The following is a 20,935-nucleotide window of genomic DNA, read 5'->3' on the forward strand; positions in this document are numbered from 1 at the left end:
GCCTGACTGCCGCAAGCGCGCAGCAGAGGGCGCACAAAAAAGGCGCCCCTTGCGGGGCGCCAGGTCAGTCGTGGGAACGACCGGCTTCAGGAGGAGATGGGCTGGGGTCAGCCGTTGTTGCCCCAGCCATTGTTGGTGTCGCCATTGTCCGGACGGGGCTGATCATAGCCCTGGCGGGAGCCGCGGCGTTCATTCATGAAGCGATCGAATTCTTCGCGATCCTTGGCCTTGTTCAGATTGGCCATGTATTCGTGGAAGGCTTCGATCTCGGCGTCCAGGCGCGCGCGCTCTTCTTCGAGGCGCTTGAGCTGTTCGGCGCGGTATTCGTCAAAGGCTGCATTGCCGCTCGAGTTCATGCCGTAGCTCCTGTGGTTCTGCCAGCCGTGATGGCGGCTCTTGTTGCTGCTGCACCAGGCGCGGCCCTTGTTCCAATAGGCCTGTGCCTTTTCCGGCGATCCGCCGAACTTCTCGCCCCACAGGATGTAACCCAGGACGAGCAGGCCAAGCGGCCAGAAGGCGATAAAGCCCAGAACCATGAGGGCGATGGTCAGCGGGGACCATTGAGGTTTGATGATTGCTGTGTTCATTTCGGTTGCATTCTCCCAGTCACGATGACCCTAAAGTGGCCCGCACCGGGGTAGGATCAAGCGTGTGACCATGGAAAATCGGTTCTTGAAATGACACATCTGCATGACTATGGCGTCTGCGTTCAGGCCGTCTGGAGGGCCTTTTGATGGCCATGATCCACGCCGACGGACTGCCCCTGCCCAGCACCTGGCGGCCATTGCGCCTGCAGACCCTGGTGCTGATCCGCTGGCTGGCCGTGGGCGGGCAGGCCATTGGCCTGTTGTTCGTGGCCTTCGGTCTGGGCTTTCCGCTGCCACTGTTTGAATGCCTGGCGCTGGTGGCGGTGTCGGCCGGGGTCAATCTCTGGCTGGTGCTGCATTTTGGCGCTGCCTACCGTCCCAGCTCCCAGTTCGCCGCCGGCCAGATCGTCTTCGATCTCTGCCAGCTCGGCTGCCTGCTGGCGCTGACGGGCGGGCTGCACAATCCCTTCTCGCTGTTGCTGCTGGCCCCGGTTTCGGTATCAGCCACAACGCTCTCGGCACGGGCCACCTTTGCCATCGCCTTTCTGGCGGTCGTGCTGGCCTCGATTCTGTCGGTCTGGCATCTGCCGCTGCCCTGGGTCCCGGACGAGCCGATCACCTTCAACCGCATCTATGTGATCGGCATCTGGGTCTCGATCGTCTGCGGCGTGGTGTTTATCTCTGCCTACACCACCCGCGTTGCCCATGACGCCCGCCAGATCGCCGACGCCCTGGCGGCCACCGAACTGGCCCTCTCGCACAAGGAACAGCTCTCCGCGCTCGACGGGCTCGCCGCCGCCGCGGCCCATGAACTGGGCACGCCGCTGTCCACCATTGCCCTGGCCGCCAAGGAAATGCGGGCCGACGCCCCGCCGGGCAGCGATCTGGCGTCCGACGTCGAGCTCATCATCGCCCAGGCCGCGCGCTGCCGGGCCATCCTCGCCAAGCTGCGCAATCTGGGCAATGAGGCCGACGACCCCTTTGCCGCCGTGCCGCTGACCGACCTGCTGTCGGAAGTGGCGCGCCCGCACGAGGGGCACGGCAAGGCAATCCTGTTCTATTCCGAGCGCTCGGCCGGTGAGCCCCCGGTCTTTGCCCGCTCGGTGGGCCTGCTCTATGGCCTGGGCAATCTGATCGAGAATGCCGCCGATTTCGCGCGCCAGACCGTGCGCATCGATTCCGCCTGGGACAAGGACTCCATCTCGGTGAGCATTACCGATGACGGCCCCGGCTTTGCCCCCGAGCTGATCGCCAGGCTGGGCGAGCCCTATCTCACCAGCCGTCCGCGCGACCCCCAGGGTCCCGATGCCAGCAATCCTGGCGGGCTGGGACTGGGCGTCTTCATCGCCAAGACCCTGCTCGAGCGCACCGGGGCACGCCTGGCCTTTCAGAACATCGCGCCCGAGGGCCATGCCCAGGTGCGCATTGTCTGGCCGCGACAGGCCATAGAGGCAGTTTGACGCTGCGCCGATCCAAGCGGTCGGCTTTGACGTATCAGTGTCAAACCCTTATGGGAAAGCCATGAGCACGATTGAAGATCTCCTGGCCACCGACCCCAGCCTGTTGCTGGTCGACGATGATATGGCCTTTCTCCAGCGCCTCGAACGGGCCATGACCCGCCGCGGCTTTTCCGTCCGCATTGCCGGCTCGGTTGCCGATGGCCTGGCCGCCGTTGCAGCCCAGCCGCCGGCCTATGCGGTGGTGGATCTGCGCCTCGAGGATGGCAATGGCCTCGAGGTCGTCTCGGCCCTGCACACCAAGCGGCCCGATGCGCGCGCCGTGGTGCTGACCGGCTATGGCAATATCGCCACCGCCGTCACTGCGGTTAAGCTCGGTGCAGTCGACTATCTCAGCAAGCCCGCCGACGCCGACGACGTCATCAACGCCCTGCTGGTGACCGGCGAGGACAAGCCCGAGCCGCCGGAAAATCCGATGTCGGCCGATCGCGTGCGCTGGGAACATATCCAGCGCGTCTATGAGCTGTGCGATCGCAATGTCTCCGAGACGGCGCGGCGCCTCAACATGCATCGGCGCACGCTGCAGCGCATCCTGGCCAAGCGCGCGCCCAAATAGGCGGGCAGGGCAATCTGCCCTGCGCCCACCCTCTAGCGTGCTGAAATCATGGTGCTGAAGCCGCCATAGATCAGGCGCTTGCCGTCGAACGGCATGCTCGTGCCGGCCATGGTGGCGTCGCTCATCATCAGGCTCTGCACCTTGTCCCGCGTGGCCTTGTCGGGATATTCGACCCAGGAGAACACCACGACCTCGTCCGGCCCCGCTGCCACGGCGCGATGAAAATCGGTCGTTTCGCCAGTCGGCACGTCGTCGCCCCAGTTCTCCACCACCCGTGTGGCGCCCCAAGACAGGATCAGCTTTGCCATCGTCTCGGCAAAGGCGATGTATTCCGCCTTCCTGGTCTTGGGCACTGCCGCCACGAAGCCATCGACATAGCTCATTTTGTCTCTCCTCTGCTTGTGCTGGCCCGCACCAATGGACACATCCATCCACGGGCCGCCTCGACAACGACGAAGTTGGAAGGCTAACTCCGACACAAGCGACAAGAAAAATCCAAAGGAGTCCGCGCCATGACTGTCACCCTGCACTTCCATGGCGCCGCCGGCACGGTAACCGGCTCATGCTATCGCGTGGTCTATCCGGGCGGACAGTTCCTGGTCGATTGCGGCCTGTTCCAGGGCAACAAGAGTGTGCGCGACCTCAATCTCAAGCCCACGCCCTTTGACCCCAGGGCCATCGGTTTCCTGCTGCTGACCCACGCCCATATCGACCACGCGGGCCTTCTGCCCAAGCTCTATCGCGAAGGCTGGCGCGGGCCGATGTGGATGACCGAGCCGACCGCGGGCCTGCTCGAATATCTGCTGCCCGACAGCGCCGGCATCCAAGAATCCGAGGCCGAGCGCGAGACGCGCAAGCACGCGCGGCGCGGTGACGAACCCGCCCGCCCGCTCTATACGCTCGAGGACGCCCAGGAGGCGCTGCAGCATCGCCAGACCTGCCGCTATGGCGAGTGGATCACCCCGGCCCCGGGCGTGCGCGCCCGCTATTGGAACGCCGGCCATATCATCGGCTCGGCATCCATCGAGGTCGAGGTGGCCGATGGCGACAGCACGGTGCGCCTGATGTTCTCCGGCGATATCGGCCCGGACGAAAAGGTCTTCTACAACGAGCCCGAGGGCCCCTCGGGCTTTGACTATATCGTCTGCGAATCCACCTATGGCGGGCGCGAGCGCGACGACTATACGCTGGTCCAGCGCCGGCAAGCGCTCAAGACCGAGATCAACACCGCCCTCGCCCGCGGCGGCAATCTGGTCATCCCCGCCTTTGCCGTCGAGCGCAGCCAGGAGCTGCTGCATGACATCGGCTATCTGATCAAGACCGGCGAGATCGACCCCAAGCTGGTGTTCCTCGATTCACCCCTCGCCAGCAAGGTCACCGGCGTCTATCGCAAATACGCGTCCATGTTCGACGATGTCGAACTGGGGGCCGACGAGCTGTTCAACGATCCCCGCTTCCGCATCATCGAAGCCGTCGAGGATTCCAAGGCCATCAACGCCATCCGCGGCGGCGCCATCATCATGAGCGCCTCGGGCATGGCCGACGCGGGGCGCATCAAGCACCATCTGCGCAACAATCTGATCCGCCGTAACGCCACCGTGCTGTTCGTCGGCTATCAGGCGCCTGGCACGCTGGGCCAGATTATCCTCTCCGGTGCCAAGGAAGTGCGCATCCATGGCGCGCTGGTGCCCGTCCGTGCCGCCATCCGCTCCATGGGCAATTACTCCGCCCATGCCGACCACAGCGAGCTGATGGACTGGATCAAGGCCCGCCTGCCAGCCCATGGCGCCATCTTCCTCACCCATGGCGAAGATGAGGAGCGCCAGGCGCTGCGTGCCGCCATTCTGGGTATTGGCATTGCCGGCGACCAGGTGATCCTGCCGCAGCTGGATGACTATTTCGAGCTGACCGCAGCGGGCATTGCCGCGGCCAAGGCCACGACCGCGCCGCGTATCGACCCTGCCCAGGTGCATTCGGACTGGCACAATGCCTTCTCCGATTTCACCATTCGCCTCAGCCAGCGCCTGCAGTCGGGCAGCGATGCGGAAAAGCTGGCACTGATGCGGGCGCTGCAGGCCGAGCTGACGGCGCTGGGTGCGCCACCCTCGCCGCCGCCCCGCCCCAGCGCCATCACGCCGGTGGAGAGCCAGTCGGTCGACGAGTAGGGTCCAGCCGACCCGCCATCACCATGGTCAGCGTGAGCAGCGGCAGCAGCATGGCAAAGGCCAGCCGAATGCCAAAGCTCTGCGCCATGGCCCCGATCAGCACGGGAGACCCCATGTTGACGAACTGGAAGATCAGCGTCGTCGCGGCCACATTCTGCGACGCCGGGCGGTCGCCCAGCCGCGCCGCCGCCGACAGCATCAGCGGATAGAGCACGCAGATGCCGGTGCCGACGAGGCCAAAGCCCAATAGCGCCACGCCGGCATTGGGCGAGACCACCAGCAGCACCAGCCCGGCAATGGCAATCCCGGCCAGAATGCGGGCCACCAGCACCGGGCCGAAACGGTCGATCCAGCGGTCCGCCACCAGCCGGCCGATGGCCATGGTGGCCAGCAGCGCCGGCAGGGCCAGCGACTCGATCCAGGCGGCGACCGAGAAACTGTCGCGCAGGAAGATGATCGACCAGGCCCGTGCCGCCCCTTCGGTGAGGCCGGCACCCAGCCCAAAGGCCACCAGACCCATGGTCGCCAGTGTCGGCCAGGCCAGCCGCCGGCGCGTGTCGCCACTATGCGGCCGCGGCGGCGTCACCGGCATCGGCAGGGCAATCAGCATCAGCAGCCCGATGATCACGGGCGCCAGCGTCCACAGGTGAATGGCCGGCGAAATGCTCATCCCGCGCAGGGCCGCTCCCAGGAGCGAGGTGGTGAGAAACCCCACGCTCCAGGCGCCGTGGCAGGTATTCATCACCCGCATCCCCGTGGAGGCCTCGACGCGGTCGGCCTCCACATTGATGGCGATATTGGTGACTGAAAAGCCCACCCCATTGATCGCCAGCAGCGCAAACATGGCGATGGGGTGCAGGATCACTGTGATGAGGGCCGCGCTGATGCAGACCACCGGCAGCATGACGAGCAGCACGCGGCGCGGGCTGAAACGCTCGATGATGCGGCTGGAAAACAGGAACATGCCCAGCCCGCCCAATGGCTGGCCAATCAGCACCAGCCCGAGCTGGGCTTCGCTCAGCCCGTTGAGCAGCTGGATATCGGGAATGCGCGTATGAATGGCGCCCAGCGCCAGCGCATGCACGAAGAACAGGGCGATGATGCGCCAGCGCAGCCGCAAAGCATCCGTCATTGCGGGCCCGGGTCCATCAGGGCATGGATGCGGTCTGCGCCCAGCCGCGCCAGCTTGAGCATCAGCGCCTTGCGTCGCGCCGGAGCCATTGGCGTCAGCGGGCTGTCGCGCAGGATGGCTCCGTCATGGCCATCGGCCACGATCAGCCCTTCGCTTTGGGGGAATATGCCGCCATCGAGCTCCGGCGGTTTGGCGAAGAAGAACTTGTCGGAGAATTCCCGGTATTCCGGCCACTTCTTGTCGACCTGGAAATCGATCAGGCTCGACTTGATCTCGACGATCCAGATCTCCCCCTGCGGCCCCACGCCCAGCACATCGGCGCGGCGACCGCTCTTGAGCGTCACCTCGGCAAAGCAGGCCATGTCATGGCTCTCGCGCAACAGGCGCATCACGCCCCTTTGCACGCGCAAGGCGGTGGCCGACTGGCGCAGGTCAACGATGGGTGGCAGCGACGTCCCCATCAACCCAGCGGTGTCGCCGGTTCAGGTGCCAGCGCCGCAGGCGTATCGACCGCCTTGGTGCCCAGGGCGCGGCAGGCGATCAGGCCCAGCACGATGACCGGCAGCACCACCAGATAGGAGGTGCGGATATGCAGGTGCTCGGCCACAAAGCCCAGGAGCGGCGGCGCCAGGAAGAACACCACGAAAGTCACCTGGCCAAGCGCTGCCACATTGACGGAACTGGGCCGGTCGGTGCGCTGCGCGGCGGCCGACACGGCCAGTGGATAGACCGCCGAGCAGCCGATGCCCAGCAGGGCAAAGCCCACCAGCGACACCCAGGGCATCGGCGCGCTGGCCACGGCCACCGCACCGATGGCGGCCAGCGACAGCAGCGTCGTGGCGGTTGCCCTTGGACCGAAGCGCTCGACAATCGGGTCTGCCGAAAGCCGCGTCGCCGCCATGAAGCCCGAGAACAGCGTCAGGCCGAGCCCGCCGATGAACGGTTCCACCGGCGTCTCGAAGGCATCGCGCATGTAGATGGTCGACCAGTCGATGCCGGCACCCTCGATCAGGAAGGCGGCAATGCCGATCATGCACAGGGGCAGCAGGCCCAGGTTGGGGAACGCAAACCGTGGCGTCTCGCCGGTATGCATATTGGGACGATGCGGCGCCGTGGTCATGCCGGCAATCATGACGATTCCGACCACAACCACGATTGCGGCGGCGAGGCCCACGTGGAGCTCCATGGACATGCCAGTCTGGCGCACAGCGGCCCCCAGCAGGGCCGTGATGAAGAAGCCCAGGCTCCAGCTGCCATGGGCGCGGTTCATGTAGCGCCGGCCATATTGCGCCTCGAGCCGATCCGTTTCGACATTGAGGTTGATCTCGAGCGCCCCGGCCAGCAGGCCGGCGCAGAAGAGCGTGATGAACACCGCAACGGCCGATGGCAGCCAGGGGATGATGGCATAAAGGCTCGCCGTGCCCAGCACGGTGATCATGGCCGTGGTGCGGGCCCCCAGCCGTTCGATCAGAGGCGCAGAAATGGTCAGCGAGATCAGCGAGCCGATCGACATGCCGATCAGCGTCAGGCCGAGCTGGCCTTCGGCCACCTGCAGATGGGTCTGCAGATCCGGCATGCGGGACAGCAGGGCGCCCAGCGAGAAGGCGAAGAGGAAAAAGCACGCGTAGATGCGGACATGCGGGGCGATTTTCATTCTGCGGCCACCACCTTGGCCTGGCGGCGCGGGGCCAGCGAATCGGCGAACAGCAGACCCAGGATCACCAGCGGAATGCCGATGCCGAATGCCCAGCGAATACCGAAATGCTCAGCCACAAAGCCAAGCAGCGGCGGCCCGACCAGGAAGGATACGAAGGAGATCTGGGCCAGGGCGGCGACATTGATGGCCGCCGGGCGGTCGGTGCGTTGCGCCGCCGCCGACATGGCCAGCGGGAACAGCGCACTGGTGCCAGCGCCGGTCAGGGCGAGGCCGAGATAGGCCAGCGGCTGCCAGGGCGCAAAGAACACCAGAACCGTGCCCACGCCGAGCAGGCCCAGCAGGCTCCGCGCCACGACCTGCGGGCTCCAGCGCTCAACAAAGCTGTCGGCAAAAAAGCGAGTGACGGCCTGCGACCCCGCGCCAATGGCCACGGCCAGTCCGGCCCAGAAGGGTTCGGCGATGAATTCCTTGGTCATGAAGATGGCAGACCAGTCGATGATCGCGCCTTCCATGATCATGGCCGGCAGACACACCATGATCAGCGCCAGAATGGCCAGCGTCGGGCGAGCCAGCATGGGCGAAGGCTCGCTGTTGCCGCCGGCGCGATGGGCGGCGGGTTCGAACTTGCCGAGCACCAGCGCGGTCAGCACGGAAATGATGGGGATCATCAGGGCCAGGTGCCACTGCGGCGACAGGCCCATCTGGGCCATCAGCGCGCCGAACACGCCGGCCGAGAAGAAGCCGAAGCTCCAGAAGGCATGCGCCCGGTTCATGATGCGACGCCCGATGGCATGCTCCACCCGGTCGGCCTCGAGATTGACGATCAGCTCGATGCAGCCGATCACCAGGCCCACCGGCACCAGCAGCAGAAAGAAGGTGACCGGCGAGGGTGCCCAGACGGCGATGGCGTAGAGCGTCGCCAGGAGCGGCAGCGCGGCCAGCAGCACGCGACGATGGCCCAGGCGATCCAGCAGCGGCCCGGCAAAGGTCAGCGAAATCAGCGTGCCCGTGGCGGCGCCGATCAGCGACAGGCCCAGCGCGCCTTCGGCGACGCCCATGAACTCCTGGATGGCCGGCAGGCGGGGATAGATGCTCCCCATGCAAAATGAATAAATGAAAAACGCCCCGAAGACCTTGATCTGGGGCGGCAGCGTCATGCCGAAACTCATCTGAATGCACTCAGTAAGGCGTTGTAAGCGGCAAGCTATGCCAAAATCGATGGCAAAGAAAGCAGCCACGAAATCGTTTTACATTGCGTTTTGTAACGTTGCATTTTTGCCGCCCTGCTCTAGCCGGCGACATGTTTCGGCTGCGGCTGGACATAGTCGTCGCGCAGCACATGCACGCCCGATATGACGTTGCGGATGAAATCGATGTGCCTTTGTTGTCCGCTGAGCGGCGTCTGGCTGCCGGGCCTTGCGGCCGGATTCTGGCTGCGCCGGTCGGGCCCGAAATAGCCCGGCGTTTCAAAGTAGCGCAGGGGCTTGCCGATCTGGCGGTCGATGCGGGCCTGCAGCCGCGCGCGGCTGAAGGGCATGGTAATGACGTCATCAAAGCCCATGCTTGCGCAGCGCCGGATGGTCTCGCCTGACGGGCTTTCGGAAAAATAGATCAGCGGCGCATAGCGCACCTGCCGGCGTGGCGAAAAGCGAATCGCCTGGGCCACGCCGCGCAGCGCCTCGACATCGGGCACGGCCGCAAACAGAAAGAAGCAGATCGGTGTGCGCGAGATCTGGTGCTCGACCTGCATCATGCCGGCATAGGGCAGGACAGCGGCAAAATCGATCCCCCGCGCCATGGCCATCAGTCCGGCCCCCGAGCCATCCTGAGGTCCCACCACATAAGCGGTAATGTTCATCTGCCCCGTCCCTGCATTCCCCACCGCCACACTAGGGCGGGAGTGCTAAGGCAGGGCTAACGGCAGGGCGCCGCCAAAAAGCGGCGCATGCGATTTCAGCAGTGTCGCGAGGCGTTCGGCGACAGCCTTGACGGCCGGTTCGTGGCGGCCCTCGTGGTGGCTGACCAGCCACTGGTCCGTGGCAAGTTCGGCAATGGGCGGGGCCACCCGAACCAGCCGTGGGTCGCTGTCGCCGACAAAGCAGGGAAAGACCGATAGTCCGGCCCCGGCGGCCACCAGTTCCCGCACGGCCATGGCGTCATTGCCGCGCAGCGCAATGCGGTCGCCATGGTGGGCCTCGAGCCAACGCTCGGAATGCATGGATTTGCCGGCAGTGCCGACGAAATAGCCCGCCTTGACGCCATTGATGAGGTTGCGGCCTGCGTAGATGCCATAGGCAACGCTGCCGACCTGCCGGCCGGCCAGCCATTGCTCCGTCGGGCGTTGGTTGCGAATGCCGATGTCGGCGTGGCGGCGGCCGATATCCACCTTTTCGGTGGCTGTGACGAACTCAACCACGAAACGGTCCGCCACGGTCCAGACACTGTCGATCCGGCTGGCGATAAAGGCAGACGTCCAGGGTCCCGCCGAGATCCGCACCACGGGCAGGCCTGCCACGCTGTCCTTCCAGCGCATCAGGCCGCGCATGGCCGTCGCGACCTCCTCTGCGCGTTCGAGCAGATTGGTTCCGGCCTCGGTCAGCTGATAGCCGGTCTGGCTGCGCACAAACAGCCGCTCGCCCATCTGGCGCTCAAGCGCCGTGATGCGTCGCCCCAGCGTGGCAGCACTCAGGCCGGTGACCTGTGCGGCCGCGCTCAGCCCACCCAGGCGCGCGACCTCTAGGAACAGGCGGAGATCGTCCCAACTGAAGTTCATTTTGCATTTCTGAAATATGACTTGCGACCATGATCATAGCGCAACGCCAAGCGATTGCGCAATAAACGGGTCGTGGCAGGCGGCAACGTGCCGTCGCCCGACAATCCATAGTTCAGAAATGAAACGCTGCAGCGCCGAGGTGTCCGGCACGCGTGCGCTGCGCCTTTGCTCGGAGATCAAGGATGCTTATTGGCAATGTTTGGCGTCAGGTCAAAACCTGGCTCGATTTGCGCGTATCGATCGACGCGGTCAGTCGATTGGATGATCGGCTGCTGCAGGACATGGGCATTCCACGCGATCGCATCGCCGAGACTGTGACCCATGGCAAGGCGGCAGGCGCACTGCCGGAACATCAGGTGCTCCGACAGTGGTTCCGGCCGGTTGCATCGGCCTGCAATACGCATGTCGCCAAGGCGGCTCCGGCCTGCGCCGCGCCTTGACGACAACCCGGTTCGGCTAGAGCTGGCTGATGCACACCGAAGTGGTGCCGCGGTTGCGGAAGCCCAGTTCGGTGGCGGCGGCCTTGGAGAGGTCGATGATGCGCTTGCCCACAAAGGGGCCGCGGTCATTGATGGTGACCTGGATGGCGCGGCCGGTACGCTGGTCGGTGACGAGCACCTTGGTGCCGAAGGGCAGCGAGCGGTGAGCGGCGGTCATGGCGTTTTCGTTGAAGGTTTCACCCGAGGCGGCTTTTTTCCCGTTGAAGCCGGGACCATACCAGGAAGCACCACCACATTGGGCATAGGCAGCAGAGGAAAACGAGAGGACGGTCGCAGCAACGGCTGCAACAACAACGGCTTTTCTGATCAAGTCTGGAACTCACATAGTCTTAGGTAAGCCGCTGGTTAATGCAGGCTACGGGCCAGAATGTGCCCAACTTTGCCACAAATGGCCCGTCAGCCCGATGTGTTGCCCTGATGTCGCAGAATCCGGCGGATATGCTGGCCGCAGTCTCGCCAGGATTGGCCCGATCTGTAGGATATGAATCCACAACTCGACAGATATGGTCGTGTCTGCGGCAGCAGAATTGCCCGAATCCGGATTCATCTTGCCCACTGTGGCCGTATGGTCACAAACCCACCCCGGGTGATCACAAAGGCCGGATTTCTGCGATTTTTCGACGTGGAGACCGGGTTCGGGTGCCCCGCGAGGCCCAAATGTGGCGAGAATGGGGCGGATTTATTCCGCGTTGGCGTATTTGAGGGCGGGGCGGCGCTGCGATAACCCTTTGCCAACCCCTTGGCGCCATACTGCGCGGGCAGGGGAATGCGACGATGCGGCGGCCATCCAACAGGCTCCCGGGCTGGTTCAGCCAGGCTCCGGTCGACACCGATGCCGGTATGCGGGCCATCGGTCGCCTGGTCATTGCCTGCATGGTGGCGTTGGCCTGCACCGCCATTCTCGTCGGCACCACTGCCATCAATGTCACCCAGGCGATCGATCAGGCCAACCAGAGCGCCGAACTGCGCCGCGCGGCCAATGCGCTTGACGCAATCGTGGCCCAATATGGCGAACTGACCCCGTCTGGTGCCGTCCGGGTGGGGCAGCTTGCGGGCCTGCGCAACAGTCGGCTGACCGCCGAGCGCAGCACCGATCCGGGCGAAGCCCAGATTCCCCTGCTCAATGGCCAGGGGCCCTCAGGCAGCTTCCTCACATGGCGCCGCGAGTCCACCGGCGCCCAGGTGTTTGCCCGCTTCGCCCCCGTCCGCCTGCCGCTGATTGGCGGCACGATCCTGCTGGCCATGGGCCTGATGCTGGTGATGCACAATCTTGCCCGCCGCATCGAGCGCCAGCGCCGGCTTGCCCATAACCAGTCGCGCATTGATGCGCTGACCGGCCTGCCCAATCGCCTGGCCTTCGAAACGCGCGCGGCCTCGCTCACCAGCCAAAAGATCCCCTTTGACGTGCTGCTGCTCGATCTCGATCACTTCAAGCCGGTCAACGACGCCTTCGGCCACGCCGCAGGCGACGCCGTGCTGCGCGCCGTGGGCCAGCGTCTGCAGCCGCTGCTGCAGTCCAGTGACATGCTGGCGCGGCTGGGCGGTGATGAATTCGTGCTGCTGGCCAGCCCTGCGCGCGGTGCCGAAGGTCTGGCCGATCTGGCGCATGCCTGTGTCGCGGCCATTGCGGCGCCAATTCGGACAGCGGCGCACACCGTCACGGTCGGCGCCAGCGTTGGCGTGGCCACCTCGCCCGGCGGCGACCTGCCGGTGGCCACCGTCCTGGCGGCGGCTGATTCTGCGCTGTATCGCGCCAAGCGTGTGGCCGGCAGCAGTGTCAAGTTTGCCGACGAGGCGCCCGGCCCCGCAGGAGCCTGGCAACTGCGCCGGGCCTAGCCGGCCTTGGGTGTGCTGCGCGGCGTCAGCCCGTGCAGGAACAGCCCCTCGAGATAGCGGGCTGCGTCCTCGAATCGCCCCTCGCCGCCCCGCGCCGGCCCCAGTACGGCGCGGACCTGCACGTCGAAATCGGCATAGTGCTGGGTTGTGGCCCAGATCGAGAAGATCAGGTGATAGGGGTCGGTGCGGGCCAGCTTGCCCTGGTCCATCCAGGTCAGCAGCACCTTGGCCTTTTCATCGACCAGGTTCTTGAGGTCCACCTCGATCATCTCGATGATGCGCGGCGCACCCTGCAGCATTTCATTGGCAAACAGCCGACTTTCGCGCGGATAGTCGCGCGCCATCTCCAGCTTGCGGCGAATATAGGAGCGAATCTCGGGAAAGGGATCGCCATCGGCATTGATCTCGCGCAGCGGCGCCAGCCAGGTGTCGAGCAGGGCCGACATCAGCCGGCGATGGATCTCTTCCTTGCGGGGGAAATAATACAGCAGGTTCGGCTTGCTCATGCCGGCGACCTCGGCGATCTGGTCGATCGTGGCGCCGCGGAAACCGTGCATGGAGAACACCTCCAGCGCCGCTTCCAGAATCACATCCTGCTTCTCGCGCTGGATACGCGTCTGCGCCCTTGGCTTGGCCGGACCATGCGACCCTGCGGCCGCGCGGGCGTCCGCCTTGTGCTGGCGCCTGGGTGTTGTCGCGACTTCGGCACTTTTCACTTTGATCGGCGGCATTTTCGCCTTGCTAGAAAGATTGGGAGTGCTAACATTTTTCCAACTGGTCAAAATTCTGGGCATTGCGGCCCCGCGTCAAGCGCCAAATCATGGCCGGCAGCAGATTCAACGGGAGCGAGGATTTCGTGTCCAATTCTAGCGCAGTGGTACCCAACGACCTGAGTGCGTTCTGGATGCCGTTTACGGCCAACCGGCAGTTCAAGAAAGCCCCGCGCATGTTCGTGGCGGCCAAGGACATGCATTACACCACCGCCGACGGCCGCCAGGTTCTGGACGGCACGGCGGGCCTGTGGTGCGTCAATGCCGGCCACGCCCGTCCCAAGATCGTCGAGGCCATCGCCAAGCAGGCCGCCGAACTCGACTATGCGCCCGCCTTCCAGATGGGCCATCCCAAGGCTTTCGAGCTGGCCAACCGCATCGTCGACATCGCGCCCAAGGGGCTCGACCATGTGCTGTTCACCAATTCGGGCTCCGAGTCGGTGGAGACCGCGCTCAAGGTGGCGCTGGCCTATCATCGCGTGAAGGGCGACGGCGCCCGCTCCCGCCTGATCGGCCGCGAGCGTGGCTATCACGGCGTCAATTTCGGCGGCATTTCGGTGGGCGGCATTGTCACCAACCGCAAGATGTTCGGCACGCTGCTGACCGGCGTCGACCACATGCCGCATACCCATAACCTGGCCAAGAACGCCTTCTCCAAGGGCCTGCCCGAGCATGGCGTCGACCTGGCTGACGAGCTGGAACGCATCGTCACCCTGCACGATGCCTCCACCATTGCCGCCGTCATCGTCGAGCCGGTGGCCGGCTCCACTGGCGTGCTCATTCCACCCGCCGGCTATCTCAAGCGCCTGCGCGAGATCACCAAGAAGCATGGCATCCTGCTGATCTTTGACGAGGTCATCACCGGCTTCGGTCGCCTGGGCACGCCCTTTGGCGCCGACTATTTCGGCGTGACGCCCGACATCATGGTCACCGCCAAGGGCCTGACCAATGGCGTCATCCCCATGGGCGCGGTTCTGGTGTCCTCGGAAATCCACGATGCCTTCATGGATGGCCCCGAACACGTCATCGAGTTCTTCCATGGCTATACCTATTCGGGCAATCCGGTGGCTTCGGCAGCGGGTCTGGCCACGCTCGAAACCTATAAGGACGAGGATCTTTTGACCCGCGGCGCCGCGCTGGCCCCCGTCTGGCAGGACGCGCTGCATTCGCTCAAGGGCGAGCCGCATGTCATCGACATCCGCAACATCGGCTTGGTCGGCGCCATCGAGCTCGAGCCCATCGCCGGCTCGCCCACCAAGCGCGCCTTCTCGGCGTTCCTGAAGTGCTTCGAAGATGGCTATCTGATCCGCACCACGGGCGACATCATCGCCATGAGCCCGCCGCTGATCATTTCCGAAAGCCAGATTGGCGAACTCATTGACGGCGTGCGCAGCGCCCTGCGGAGCATTGCATAATGCAGATCATCGAAAACGCCGTTGCCGGCAAACGCTATGTCTCGGCCTCCACCCGCCGCGTGCCGGTGTTCAATCCGGCCACCGGCGAAGTCTCGGCCGAGCTGCCGCTGTCGACGCTTTCCGAACTCAACGATGCCGTGGCCTCCGCCAAGAAGGCCCAGGTCGCCTGGGGCAATACCCCGCCCATGAAGCGGGCGCGCGTCATGTTCAAGTTCAAGGCCCTGCTCGATCAATATGCCGACGATCTCGCCCGCGAGATTTCGCGCGAGCACGGCAAGGTGCATGACGATGCGCTGGGCGAAGTGGCCCGCGGTATCGACTGCGTCGATTTCGCCTGCGGCATTCCGCAGCTGCTCAAGGGCGAGTTCAGCCGCAATGTCGGCCCCGCCATCGACAGCTATTCCGATCGCCAGCCGCTGGGCGTGGTGGCCGGCATCACCCCGTTCAACTTCCCGGCCATGGTGCCGATGTGGATGTATCCGGCGGCGATTGCCTGCGGCAATGCCTTTATCCTGAAACCCTCCGAGCGCGACCCCAGTGCGCCCATGCTGGCCTGGAACCTGTTCATGGAAGCCGGCCTGCCCGAGGGTATTCTCAACATCGTCCATGGCGACAAGGAAATGGTCGATGGCATTCTCGACCACCCCGACATCAAGGCGGTGAGCTTTGTCGGCTCGACCCCCATCGCTGAATATGTCTATCAGCGCGGCACCCGCGCCGGTAAGCGCGTCCAGGCCCTGGGCGGCGCCAAGAACCACATGGTCATCCTGCCCGATGCCGATCTCGACCAGGTCGCCGATGCGCTGATGGGCGCCGGCTATGGCTCGGCCGGTGAACGCTGCATGGCCATTTCAGTGGCCGTGCCGGTGGGCAAGGAGACCGCCGATGCGCTGGTCGCCAAGCTCAAGCCGCGTGTGGAAAGCCTCAAGATCGGCCCCTCGACAGACAAGGACGCCGAAATGGGCCCGGTGGTCACCAAGATGCACCGCGACAAGATCGTCGGCTATATCGACGCCGGCGTGGAGCAGGGCGCCGAACTGGTGGTCGATGGCCGCGGCTTCAGCCTCCAGGGCTATGAAGGCGGCTACTACGTCGGCGGCACGCTGTTCGACCACGTCACGCCCGAGATGACCATCTACAAGGAAGAGATCTTCGGCCCCGTGCTCTCGGTGGTGCGCGCCGATGACTATGCCCAGGCGGTGAAGCTGATCAACGACCACGAATATGGCAATGGCACCGCCATCTTCACCCGCGACGGCGACGCCGCCCGCGAGTTCGCCGACAAGATCGAAGTGGGCATGGTGGGCATCAATGTCCCCATCCCGGTGCCGGTGGCCTATCACTCCTTTGGCGGCTGGAAGCGGAGCCTGTTTGGCGACCACTCCATCTATGGCCCCGAAGGCGTTCACTTCTACACCCGCCTCAAGACCGTCACCACCCGCTGGCCCGCCGGCATCAAGGGCGGCGCGGAATTCTCGTTCCCGAGCGTCAAATAGAAAGCACAGCCCATGTCTGCCCCTGGAGAAAACCTTCGTATCAACGGTGATCGGCTCTGGGATAGCCTGATGGACATGGCCAAGATTGGCCCCGGCATCGCCGGGGGCAATAACCGCCAGACGCTGACCGACGAAGATGGCGAAGGCCGTCGCCTGTTCCAGTCCTGGTGCGAGGACGCGGGCCTCACCATGGCTGTCGACAAGATGGGCACCATGTTCATGACGCGCCCCGGCACCGATCCCGATGCGCTGCCGGTCTATGTCGGCAGCCATCTCGACACCCAGCCCACCGGCGGCAAATATGACGGCGTGCTGGGCGTGCTGGCCGGGCTCGAACTGGTCCGCTCGATGAACGACCTGGGTATCAAGACCAAACATCCCATCGTTGTCACCAACTGGGCCAATGAGGAGGGCGCCCGCTTCGCCCCCGCCATGCTAGCCTCGGGCGTCTTTGCCGGCATCCATACCCTCGACTACGCCTATGGCCGCAAGGACATGGACGGCAAGACCTATGGCGATGAACTGCAGCGCATCGGCTGGGTCGGCGAGGAGCCGGTGGGCGCGCGCAAGATGCACGCCTATTTCGAATATCACATCGAGCAGGGCCCCATTCTCGAAGCCGAGAACAAGCAGATCGGCGTCGTCACCCACGGCCAGGGCCTGTGGTGGCTCGAGTTTACCCTCACCGGCAAGGAAGCCCATACCGGCTCGACGCCCATGCCCATGCGTGTCAATGCGGGCCTGGCCATGGCGCGCATCATGGAGGCGGTGCAGACCATTGCCATGGCCAATCAGCCCGGCTCGGTTGCCGGTGTCGGCCAGGTCAAGTTCTCTCCCAATTCGCGCAATGTGCTGCCCGGCACGGTGGTCTTCACGGTCGACCTGCGTTCGCCCGACCAGGGCAAGCTCGATCGCATGCGGGCCGAAATCGAGGCCAAGGCCGCCGAGATCGCGGCGTCGCTGGGCGTCGGCTGTTCGGTTGAAGCGGTGGGGCATTTCGATCCCGTGGCCTTTGATCCGACCCTGGTCGCCCGCGTCCGCGCCGCCGCCGAAAAGCTCGGCTACAGCCACATGGACATCATCTCGGGCGCCGGCCACGACGCCTGCTGGACCAACAAGGTTGCCCCCAGCACCATGGTGATGTGCCCCTGTGTCGGCGGGCTCAGCCACAATGAGGCAGAAGAGATCTCCAAGGAATGGGCCGCGGCGGGCGCCGATGTGCTGTTCCACGCAGTGGTCGAGACGGCGGAGATCGTTCAGTAAAAATGGCCCAGCTCTCCGCCCCTGCCGACCTGAACCTTGGCACCATCCCTATGGTGGCTATGGGCCTGGCACGGACGGGCGGGGGTTCCCACCTCTCCCTTTGGGGGAGAGGTCGGCCCGCAGGGCCGGGTGAGGGGGCCTGATGTCCACACTCAAGACCCGCTTTTCCGCCTCTGCCGCAAAACGCCTTCGTGTCGAGATGACCGACGCCGAGAGCAAGCTCTGGTCCGTGCTCCGCAACCGCCAGTTCCGCGGTCTAAAATTCGTCCGCCAACTACCCATCGGTCCCTATATCGCCGACTTCGCCTGCCGACAGGCCGATCTGGTCGTCGAGCTGGACGGCGGTCAGCATGATCAGAACCCTGCCGATCATGCCCGGACACAGGTCCTTGCTGCGCATGGCTACGACGTGATCCGTTTCTGGAATCACGATGTTCTCTCAAACAGTGACGGCGTGCTCACCACACTGGGTGCGTACATCGATCAGGCCCCCTCACCCGGACGTCGCTTCGCGACGACCGACCTCTCCCCCAGGGAGAGGTGAAGAAAGGAAACCACCCATGAGCAAAGTCATCAAGAACGGCACCATTGTCACGGCCGATCTGACCTACAAGGTCGATGTCAAAATCGAGGGCGAGACCATCGTCGAGATCGGGCCGAACCTCTCCGCCGACGAGGTGCTGGACGCCACCGGCTGCTACATCATGCCGGGCGGCATTGACCCGCATACCCATCTCGAGATGCCCTTCATGGGCACCTATTCCGCCGATGATTTTGAATCGGGCACCCGCGCGGGCCTGGCTGGCGGCACCACCATGGTGGTCGATTTCTGCCTGCCCAATCCCAACCAGAGCCTGCTCGAGGCCCTGCAGATGTGGGACAACAAGACCGGCAAGGCCTCGGCAGACTATTCCTTCCACATGGCGATCACCTGGTGGGGCGAGCAGGTCTGGCGCGAGATGGACGAGGTCGTCAAACGCGGCATCACCAGCTTCAAGCATTTCATGGCCTATAAGGGCAGCCTCATGGTCAATGACGATGAGATGTTCGCCAGCTTCCAGCGCTGCGCGGAACTCGGCGCCCTGCCGCTCGTCCATGCCGAAAATGGCGATGTCGTCGCCGCCATGACGGCCAAGCTCCTGGCCGAAGGCAACAACGGCCCCGAGGCCCATGCATATTCGCGGCCCCCGGAAGTGGAGGGCGAAGCCACCAATCGCGCCATCATGATTGCCGACATGGCCGGCGTGCCGCTCTATGTCGTCCATGTCTCTTCCGAACAGGCGCACGAAGCCATCCGCCGCGCCCGCCAGAAGGGCATGCGCGTCTATGGCGAGCCGCTGGTGCAGCATCTGACGCTGGACGAAAGCGAATATGCCCATCCCGATTGGGACCATGCCGCCCGCCGCGTCATGTCCCCGCCCTTCCGCAACAAGCTGCACCAGGATTCGCTCTGGGCGGGCCTGCAGGCCGGCTCGCTGTCTTGTGTCGCCACCGATCACTGCGCCTTCACCACCGCGCAGAAGCGCAATGGCATCGGCAATTTCTCCAAGATCCCCAATGGCACCGGCGGCCTCGAAGACCGCCTGCCCGTGCTCTGGACGGCCGGCGTCAATACCGGTCGCCTGACCATGAATGAATTCGTGGCCGTCACCTCGACCAATATCGCCAAGATCCTGGGGCTCTATCCCAAAAAGGGTGCGGTGCTGGTCGGCGCCGATGCGGACCTGGTGGTCTGGGACCCCAAGCGAAGCAAGACCATTTCGGCCGCCAGCCAGCAGTCGTCCATCGACTACAATGTGTTTGAAGGCTTTGAGGTCACGGGCCTCCCGCGCTTCGTGCTCAGCCGCGGCAAGGTCTCGATTGTCGAAAACGAGATCAAGGCCGAGCCCGGCCATGGCAAGTTTGTCGGCCGCGAGCCAAAGAACCCTGTGAACCAGGCCCTCAGCCAGTGGAAAGACCTCGTCGCACCGCGCAAGGTGGAGCGTACCGGCATTCCGGCCTCGGGGGTTTGATGCAGCAGCCGCAACTGGGCGAACCGATCACCATCGCATTGGCGGCCATCGTCAATTCGGCCAACCAGATGCTTTTGGTGCGCAAGGCGGGAACCACAAAGTTCATGCAGCCGGGCGGCAAGATCGACGCGGGGGAAACCCCGCGCCAAGCGCTCGACCGCGAACTGCTCGAAGAGATCGGCGTTCGGCTCGATGGCGATGTCGCCTTTTGCGGCGTGTTCGAGGATGACGCCACCAACGAGCCGGGGCGCCGGGTGCGCGGCCACGCCTTTTTTGCCCGCCGCGACATCAGCGCCACGCCCTCGGGTGAAATCGAGGAATTGCGCTGGGTGCCGCTGGCGGCGCCCGGTGATCTGCCGATCGCCCAGCTTTCGGCCAACCACATCTTTCCGCTGGCACGGCGCCTGAGCGGTACCGACCACAACACTCACCAGGATGGAGCGGCGCGCCCGTGACCGAACTCGCCCCCCCTTCGCAAGACGCCATGGCCGTGGTCCGCGCCCAAAACCTCGGGCTGACCTTTTCCACCAATGATGGTGACGTCATTGCGCTGAGCGACGTCAATCTGACGATCAACAAGGGAGAGTTCGTCTCCTTCATCGGGCCATCGGGCTGCGGCAAGACCACCTTTCTGCGCACGATTGCCGATCTTGAGCAGCCGACATCGGGCACGCTGACCGTCAATGGCACCACGCCGTCCGATGCCCGCCTCAACCGCGCCTATGGCTATGTGTTCCAGGCGCCGGCGCTCTATCCCTGGCGCACCATCGCCCAGAACGTCGCCCTGCCGCTCGAAATCATGGGGCTCGCCGACAAGGCCGAGCGCATCGCCCGCACGCTGGAGCTGGTCAACCTCACCGGCTTTGAGAACAAATATCCCTGGCAGCTGTCGGGCGGCATGCAGCAGCGCGCCTCCATTGCCCGCGCCCTGTCCTTTGATGCCGATCTGCTGCTGATGGACGAGCCCTTTGGCGCGCTCGACGAAATCGTCAGGGATCACCTCAATTCCGAGCTGCTCAAGCTCTGGGCCCGCACCAGAAAGACCATCGCCTTCGTCACCCATTCCATTCCCGAGGCGGTCTATCTCTCCACCAAGATCGTGGTGATGAGCCCGCGGCCTGGCCGGGTCACCGACATCATCGAGAGCGACCTGCCCGCCGAACGCCCGCTGGACATCCGCGAGACGCCAGAGTTCCTGCGCCTCGCCGCGCGGGTCCGCGACGGGCTGCGCGCCGGCCATAGCTACGAGGAGTAGG

General features: G+C 64.6%; 22 protein-coding genes. 12 read left to right on the plus strand and 10 right to left on the minus strand.

The features are described 5' to 3' along the window. Positions 1 to 107: 107 nt before the first annotated feature. Positions 108 to 587, minus strand: coding sequence for a DUF2852 domain-containing protein (locus K1177_RS15785; protein WP_224704593.1), 480 nt, complete (start codon positions 585 to 587; stop codon positions 108 to 110). A 146-nt stretch (positions 588 to 733) separates the two neighbouring features. On the opposite strand from K1177_RS15785, the gene K1177_RS15790 reads away from it, so the two are divergent. After that, positions 734 to 2,047 (plus strand): ActS/PrrB/RegB family redox-sensitive histidine kinase, encoded by a 1,314-nt coding sequence (locus tag K1177_RS15790; protein WP_224704595.1) that lies wholly within the window; start codon positions 734 to 736, stop codon positions 2,045 to 2,047. Between the two features lie 61 nt (positions 2,048 to 2,108). After that, positions 2,109 to 2,660: an ActR/PrrA/RegA family redox response regulator transcription factor gene (locus K1177_RS15795; protein ID WP_224704597.1), complete on the plus strand. Its 552-nt coding sequence runs from the start codon at positions 2,109 to 2,111 to the stop codon at positions 2,658 to 2,660. A 32-nt stretch (positions 2,661 to 2,692) separates the two neighbouring features. Here the strand turns inward: K1177_RS15795 and K1177_RS15800 are convergent, their stop codons facing one another. After that, positions 2,693 to 3,043, minus strand: a complete 351-nt coding sequence (locus K1177_RS15800) for a DUF1428 domain-containing protein (RefSeq protein WP_224704599.1) — start codon at positions 3,041 to 3,043, stop codon at positions 2,693 to 2,695. A gap of 129 nt (positions 3,044 to 3,172) precedes the next feature. Here K1177_RS15800 and K1177_RS15805 point away from each other — a divergent pair, with 129 nt between their 5' ends. Beyond that, positions 3,173 to 4,825 (plus strand): MBL fold metallo-hydrolase RNA specificity domain-containing protein, encoded by a 1,653-nt coding sequence (locus K1177_RS15805; RefSeq protein WP_224704601.1) that lies wholly within the window; start codon positions 3,173 to 3,175, stop codon positions 4,823 to 4,825. Here K1177_RS15805 and K1177_RS15810 read toward each other — a convergent pair. The 6 genes from K1177_RS15810 to K1177_RS15835 form a co-directional block, all read right to left on the minus strand. After that, a complete protein-coding gene (locus K1177_RS15810; protein WP_224704603.1) occupies positions 4,791 to 5,957 on the minus strand; it encodes an MFS transporter in 1,167 nt (388 codons plus the stop codon). The two genes, K1177_RS15805 and K1177_RS15810, sit on opposite strands and share 35 nt — an antisense overlap. Beyond that, complete coding sequence (locus tag K1177_RS15815; RefSeq protein WP_224704605.1) at positions 5,954 to 6,418, minus strand: MmcB family DNA repair protein; 465 nt, start codon at positions 6,416 to 6,418, stop codon at positions 5,954 to 5,956. Before K1177_RS15815 ends, K1177_RS15810 begins: the two co-directional genes overlap by 4 nt. Further along, entirely contained in the window at positions 6,418 to 7,611 is a 1,194-nt protein-coding gene (locus K1177_RS15820) for an MFS transporter (protein WP_224704612.1), read from the minus strand. Before K1177_RS15820 ends, K1177_RS15815 begins: the two co-directional genes overlap by 1 nt. Continuing rightward, positions 7,608 to 8,771, minus strand: coding sequence for an MFS transporter (locus K1177_RS15825; RefSeq protein WP_224704614.1), 1,164 nt, complete (start codon positions 8,769 to 8,771; stop codon positions 7,608 to 7,610). The genes K1177_RS15820 and K1177_RS15825 overlap by 4 nt, the downstream gene beginning before the upstream one ends. 131 nt (positions 8,772 to 8,902) lie before the next feature. Then, positions 8,903 to 9,472, minus strand: coding sequence for a response regulator (locus tag K1177_RS15830; protein ID WP_224704615.1), 570 nt, complete (start codon positions 9,470 to 9,472; stop codon positions 8,903 to 8,905). Positions 9,473 to 9,517: 45 nt separating this feature from the next. After that, positions 9,518 to 10,387, minus strand: a complete 870-nt coding sequence (locus K1177_RS15835; RefSeq protein ID WP_224704617.1) for a LysR family transcriptional regulator — start codon at positions 10,385 to 10,387, stop codon at positions 9,518 to 9,520. Positions 10,388 to 10,569: 182 nt separating this feature from the next. Between K1177_RS15835 and K1177_RS15840 the strand changes: the two genes are divergently transcribed. Then, positions 10,570 to 10,827 (plus strand): DUF1127 domain-containing protein, encoded by a 258-nt coding sequence (locus K1177_RS15840; RefSeq protein WP_224704619.1) that lies wholly within the window; start codon positions 10,570 to 10,572, stop codon positions 10,825 to 10,827. Between the two features lie 16 nt (positions 10,828 to 10,843). On the opposite strand, the gene K1177_RS15845 is transcribed toward K1177_RS15840, so the two are convergent. Beyond that, the gene (locus K1177_RS15845) at positions 10,844 to 11,197 is read right to left on the minus strand and encodes a septal ring lytic transglycosylase RlpA family protein (protein ID WP_224704621.1); all 354 of its coding nucleotides are present in this window, start codon (positions 11,195 to 11,197) and stop codon (positions 10,844 to 10,846) included. 464 nt (positions 11,198 to 11,661) lie between these two features. On the opposite strand from K1177_RS15845, the gene K1177_RS15850 reads away from it, so the two are divergent. After that, a complete protein-coding gene (locus tag K1177_RS15850) occupies positions 11,662 to 12,723 on the plus strand; it encodes a GGDEF domain-containing protein (RefSeq protein WP_224704623.1) in 1,062 nt (353 codons plus the stop codon). Here K1177_RS15850 and K1177_RS15855 read toward each other — a convergent pair. After that, positions 12,720 to 13,454 carry a TetR family transcriptional regulator C-terminal domain-containing protein gene (locus K1177_RS15855; protein ID WP_224704624.1) on the minus strand — a complete coding sequence of 245 codons (735 nt, stop codon included), beginning with the start codon at positions 13,452 to 13,454 and terminating at the stop codon, positions 12,720 to 12,722. The genes K1177_RS15850 and K1177_RS15855 overlap by 4 nt on opposite strands. A gap of 89 nt (positions 13,455 to 13,543) precedes the next feature. Between K1177_RS15855 and K1177_RS15860 the strand changes: the two genes are divergently transcribed. From K1177_RS15860 to K1177_RS15890, 7 genes are all read left to right on the plus strand, one after another. Then, positions 13,544 to 14,908: an aspartate aminotransferase family protein gene (locus tag K1177_RS15860; protein ID WP_224704626.1), complete on the plus strand. Its 1,365-nt coding sequence runs from the start codon at positions 13,544 to 13,546 to the stop codon at positions 14,906 to 14,908. Beyond that, complete coding sequence (locus tag K1177_RS15865) at positions 14,908 to 16,404, plus strand: CoA-acylating methylmalonate-semialdehyde dehydrogenase (protein ID WP_224704628.1); 1,497 nt, start codon at positions 14,908 to 14,910, stop codon at positions 16,402 to 16,404. The genes K1177_RS15860 and K1177_RS15865 overlap by 1 nt, the downstream gene beginning before the upstream one ends. Positions 16,405 to 16,416: 12 nt before the next feature. Continuing rightward, the gene (locus K1177_RS15870) at positions 16,417 to 17,667 is read left to right on the plus strand and encodes a Zn-dependent hydrolase (protein WP_224704630.1); all 1,251 of its coding nucleotides are present in this window, start codon (positions 16,417 to 16,419) and stop codon (positions 17,665 to 17,667) included. A gap of 142 nt (positions 17,668 to 17,809) precedes the next feature. Further along, positions 17,810 to 18,211 carry an endonuclease domain-containing protein gene (locus tag K1177_RS15875; protein ID WP_224704631.1) on the plus strand — a complete coding sequence of 134 codons (402 nt, stop codon included), beginning with the start codon at positions 17,810 to 17,812 and terminating at the stop codon, positions 18,209 to 18,211. Positions 18,212 to 18,227: 16 nt separating this feature from the next. Next, positions 18,228 to 19,679, plus strand: coding sequence for a dihydropyrimidinase (hydA, locus tag K1177_RS15880; RefSeq protein WP_224704633.1), 1,452 nt, complete (start codon positions 18,228 to 18,230; stop codon positions 19,677 to 19,679). Beyond that, complete coding sequence (locus K1177_RS15885) at positions 19,679 to 20,134, plus strand: NUDIX hydrolase (RefSeq protein WP_224704635.1); 456 nt, start codon at positions 19,679 to 19,681, stop codon at positions 20,132 to 20,134. The genes hydA and K1177_RS15885 overlap by 1 nt, the downstream gene beginning before the upstream one ends. Positions 20,135 to 20,163: 29 nt before the next feature. After that, complete coding sequence (locus tag K1177_RS15890; RefSeq protein WP_224705831.1) at positions 20,164 to 20,934, plus strand: ABC transporter ATP-binding protein; 771 nt, start codon at positions 20,164 to 20,166, stop codon at positions 20,932 to 20,934. Position 20,935 lies beyond the last annotated feature (1 nt).

The organism is Devosia aquimaris (assembly GCF_020169335.1).
Taxonomy (GTDB): Bacteria; Pseudomonadota; Alphaproteobacteria; order Rhizobiales; family Devosiaceae; genus Devosia; species Devosia aquimaris.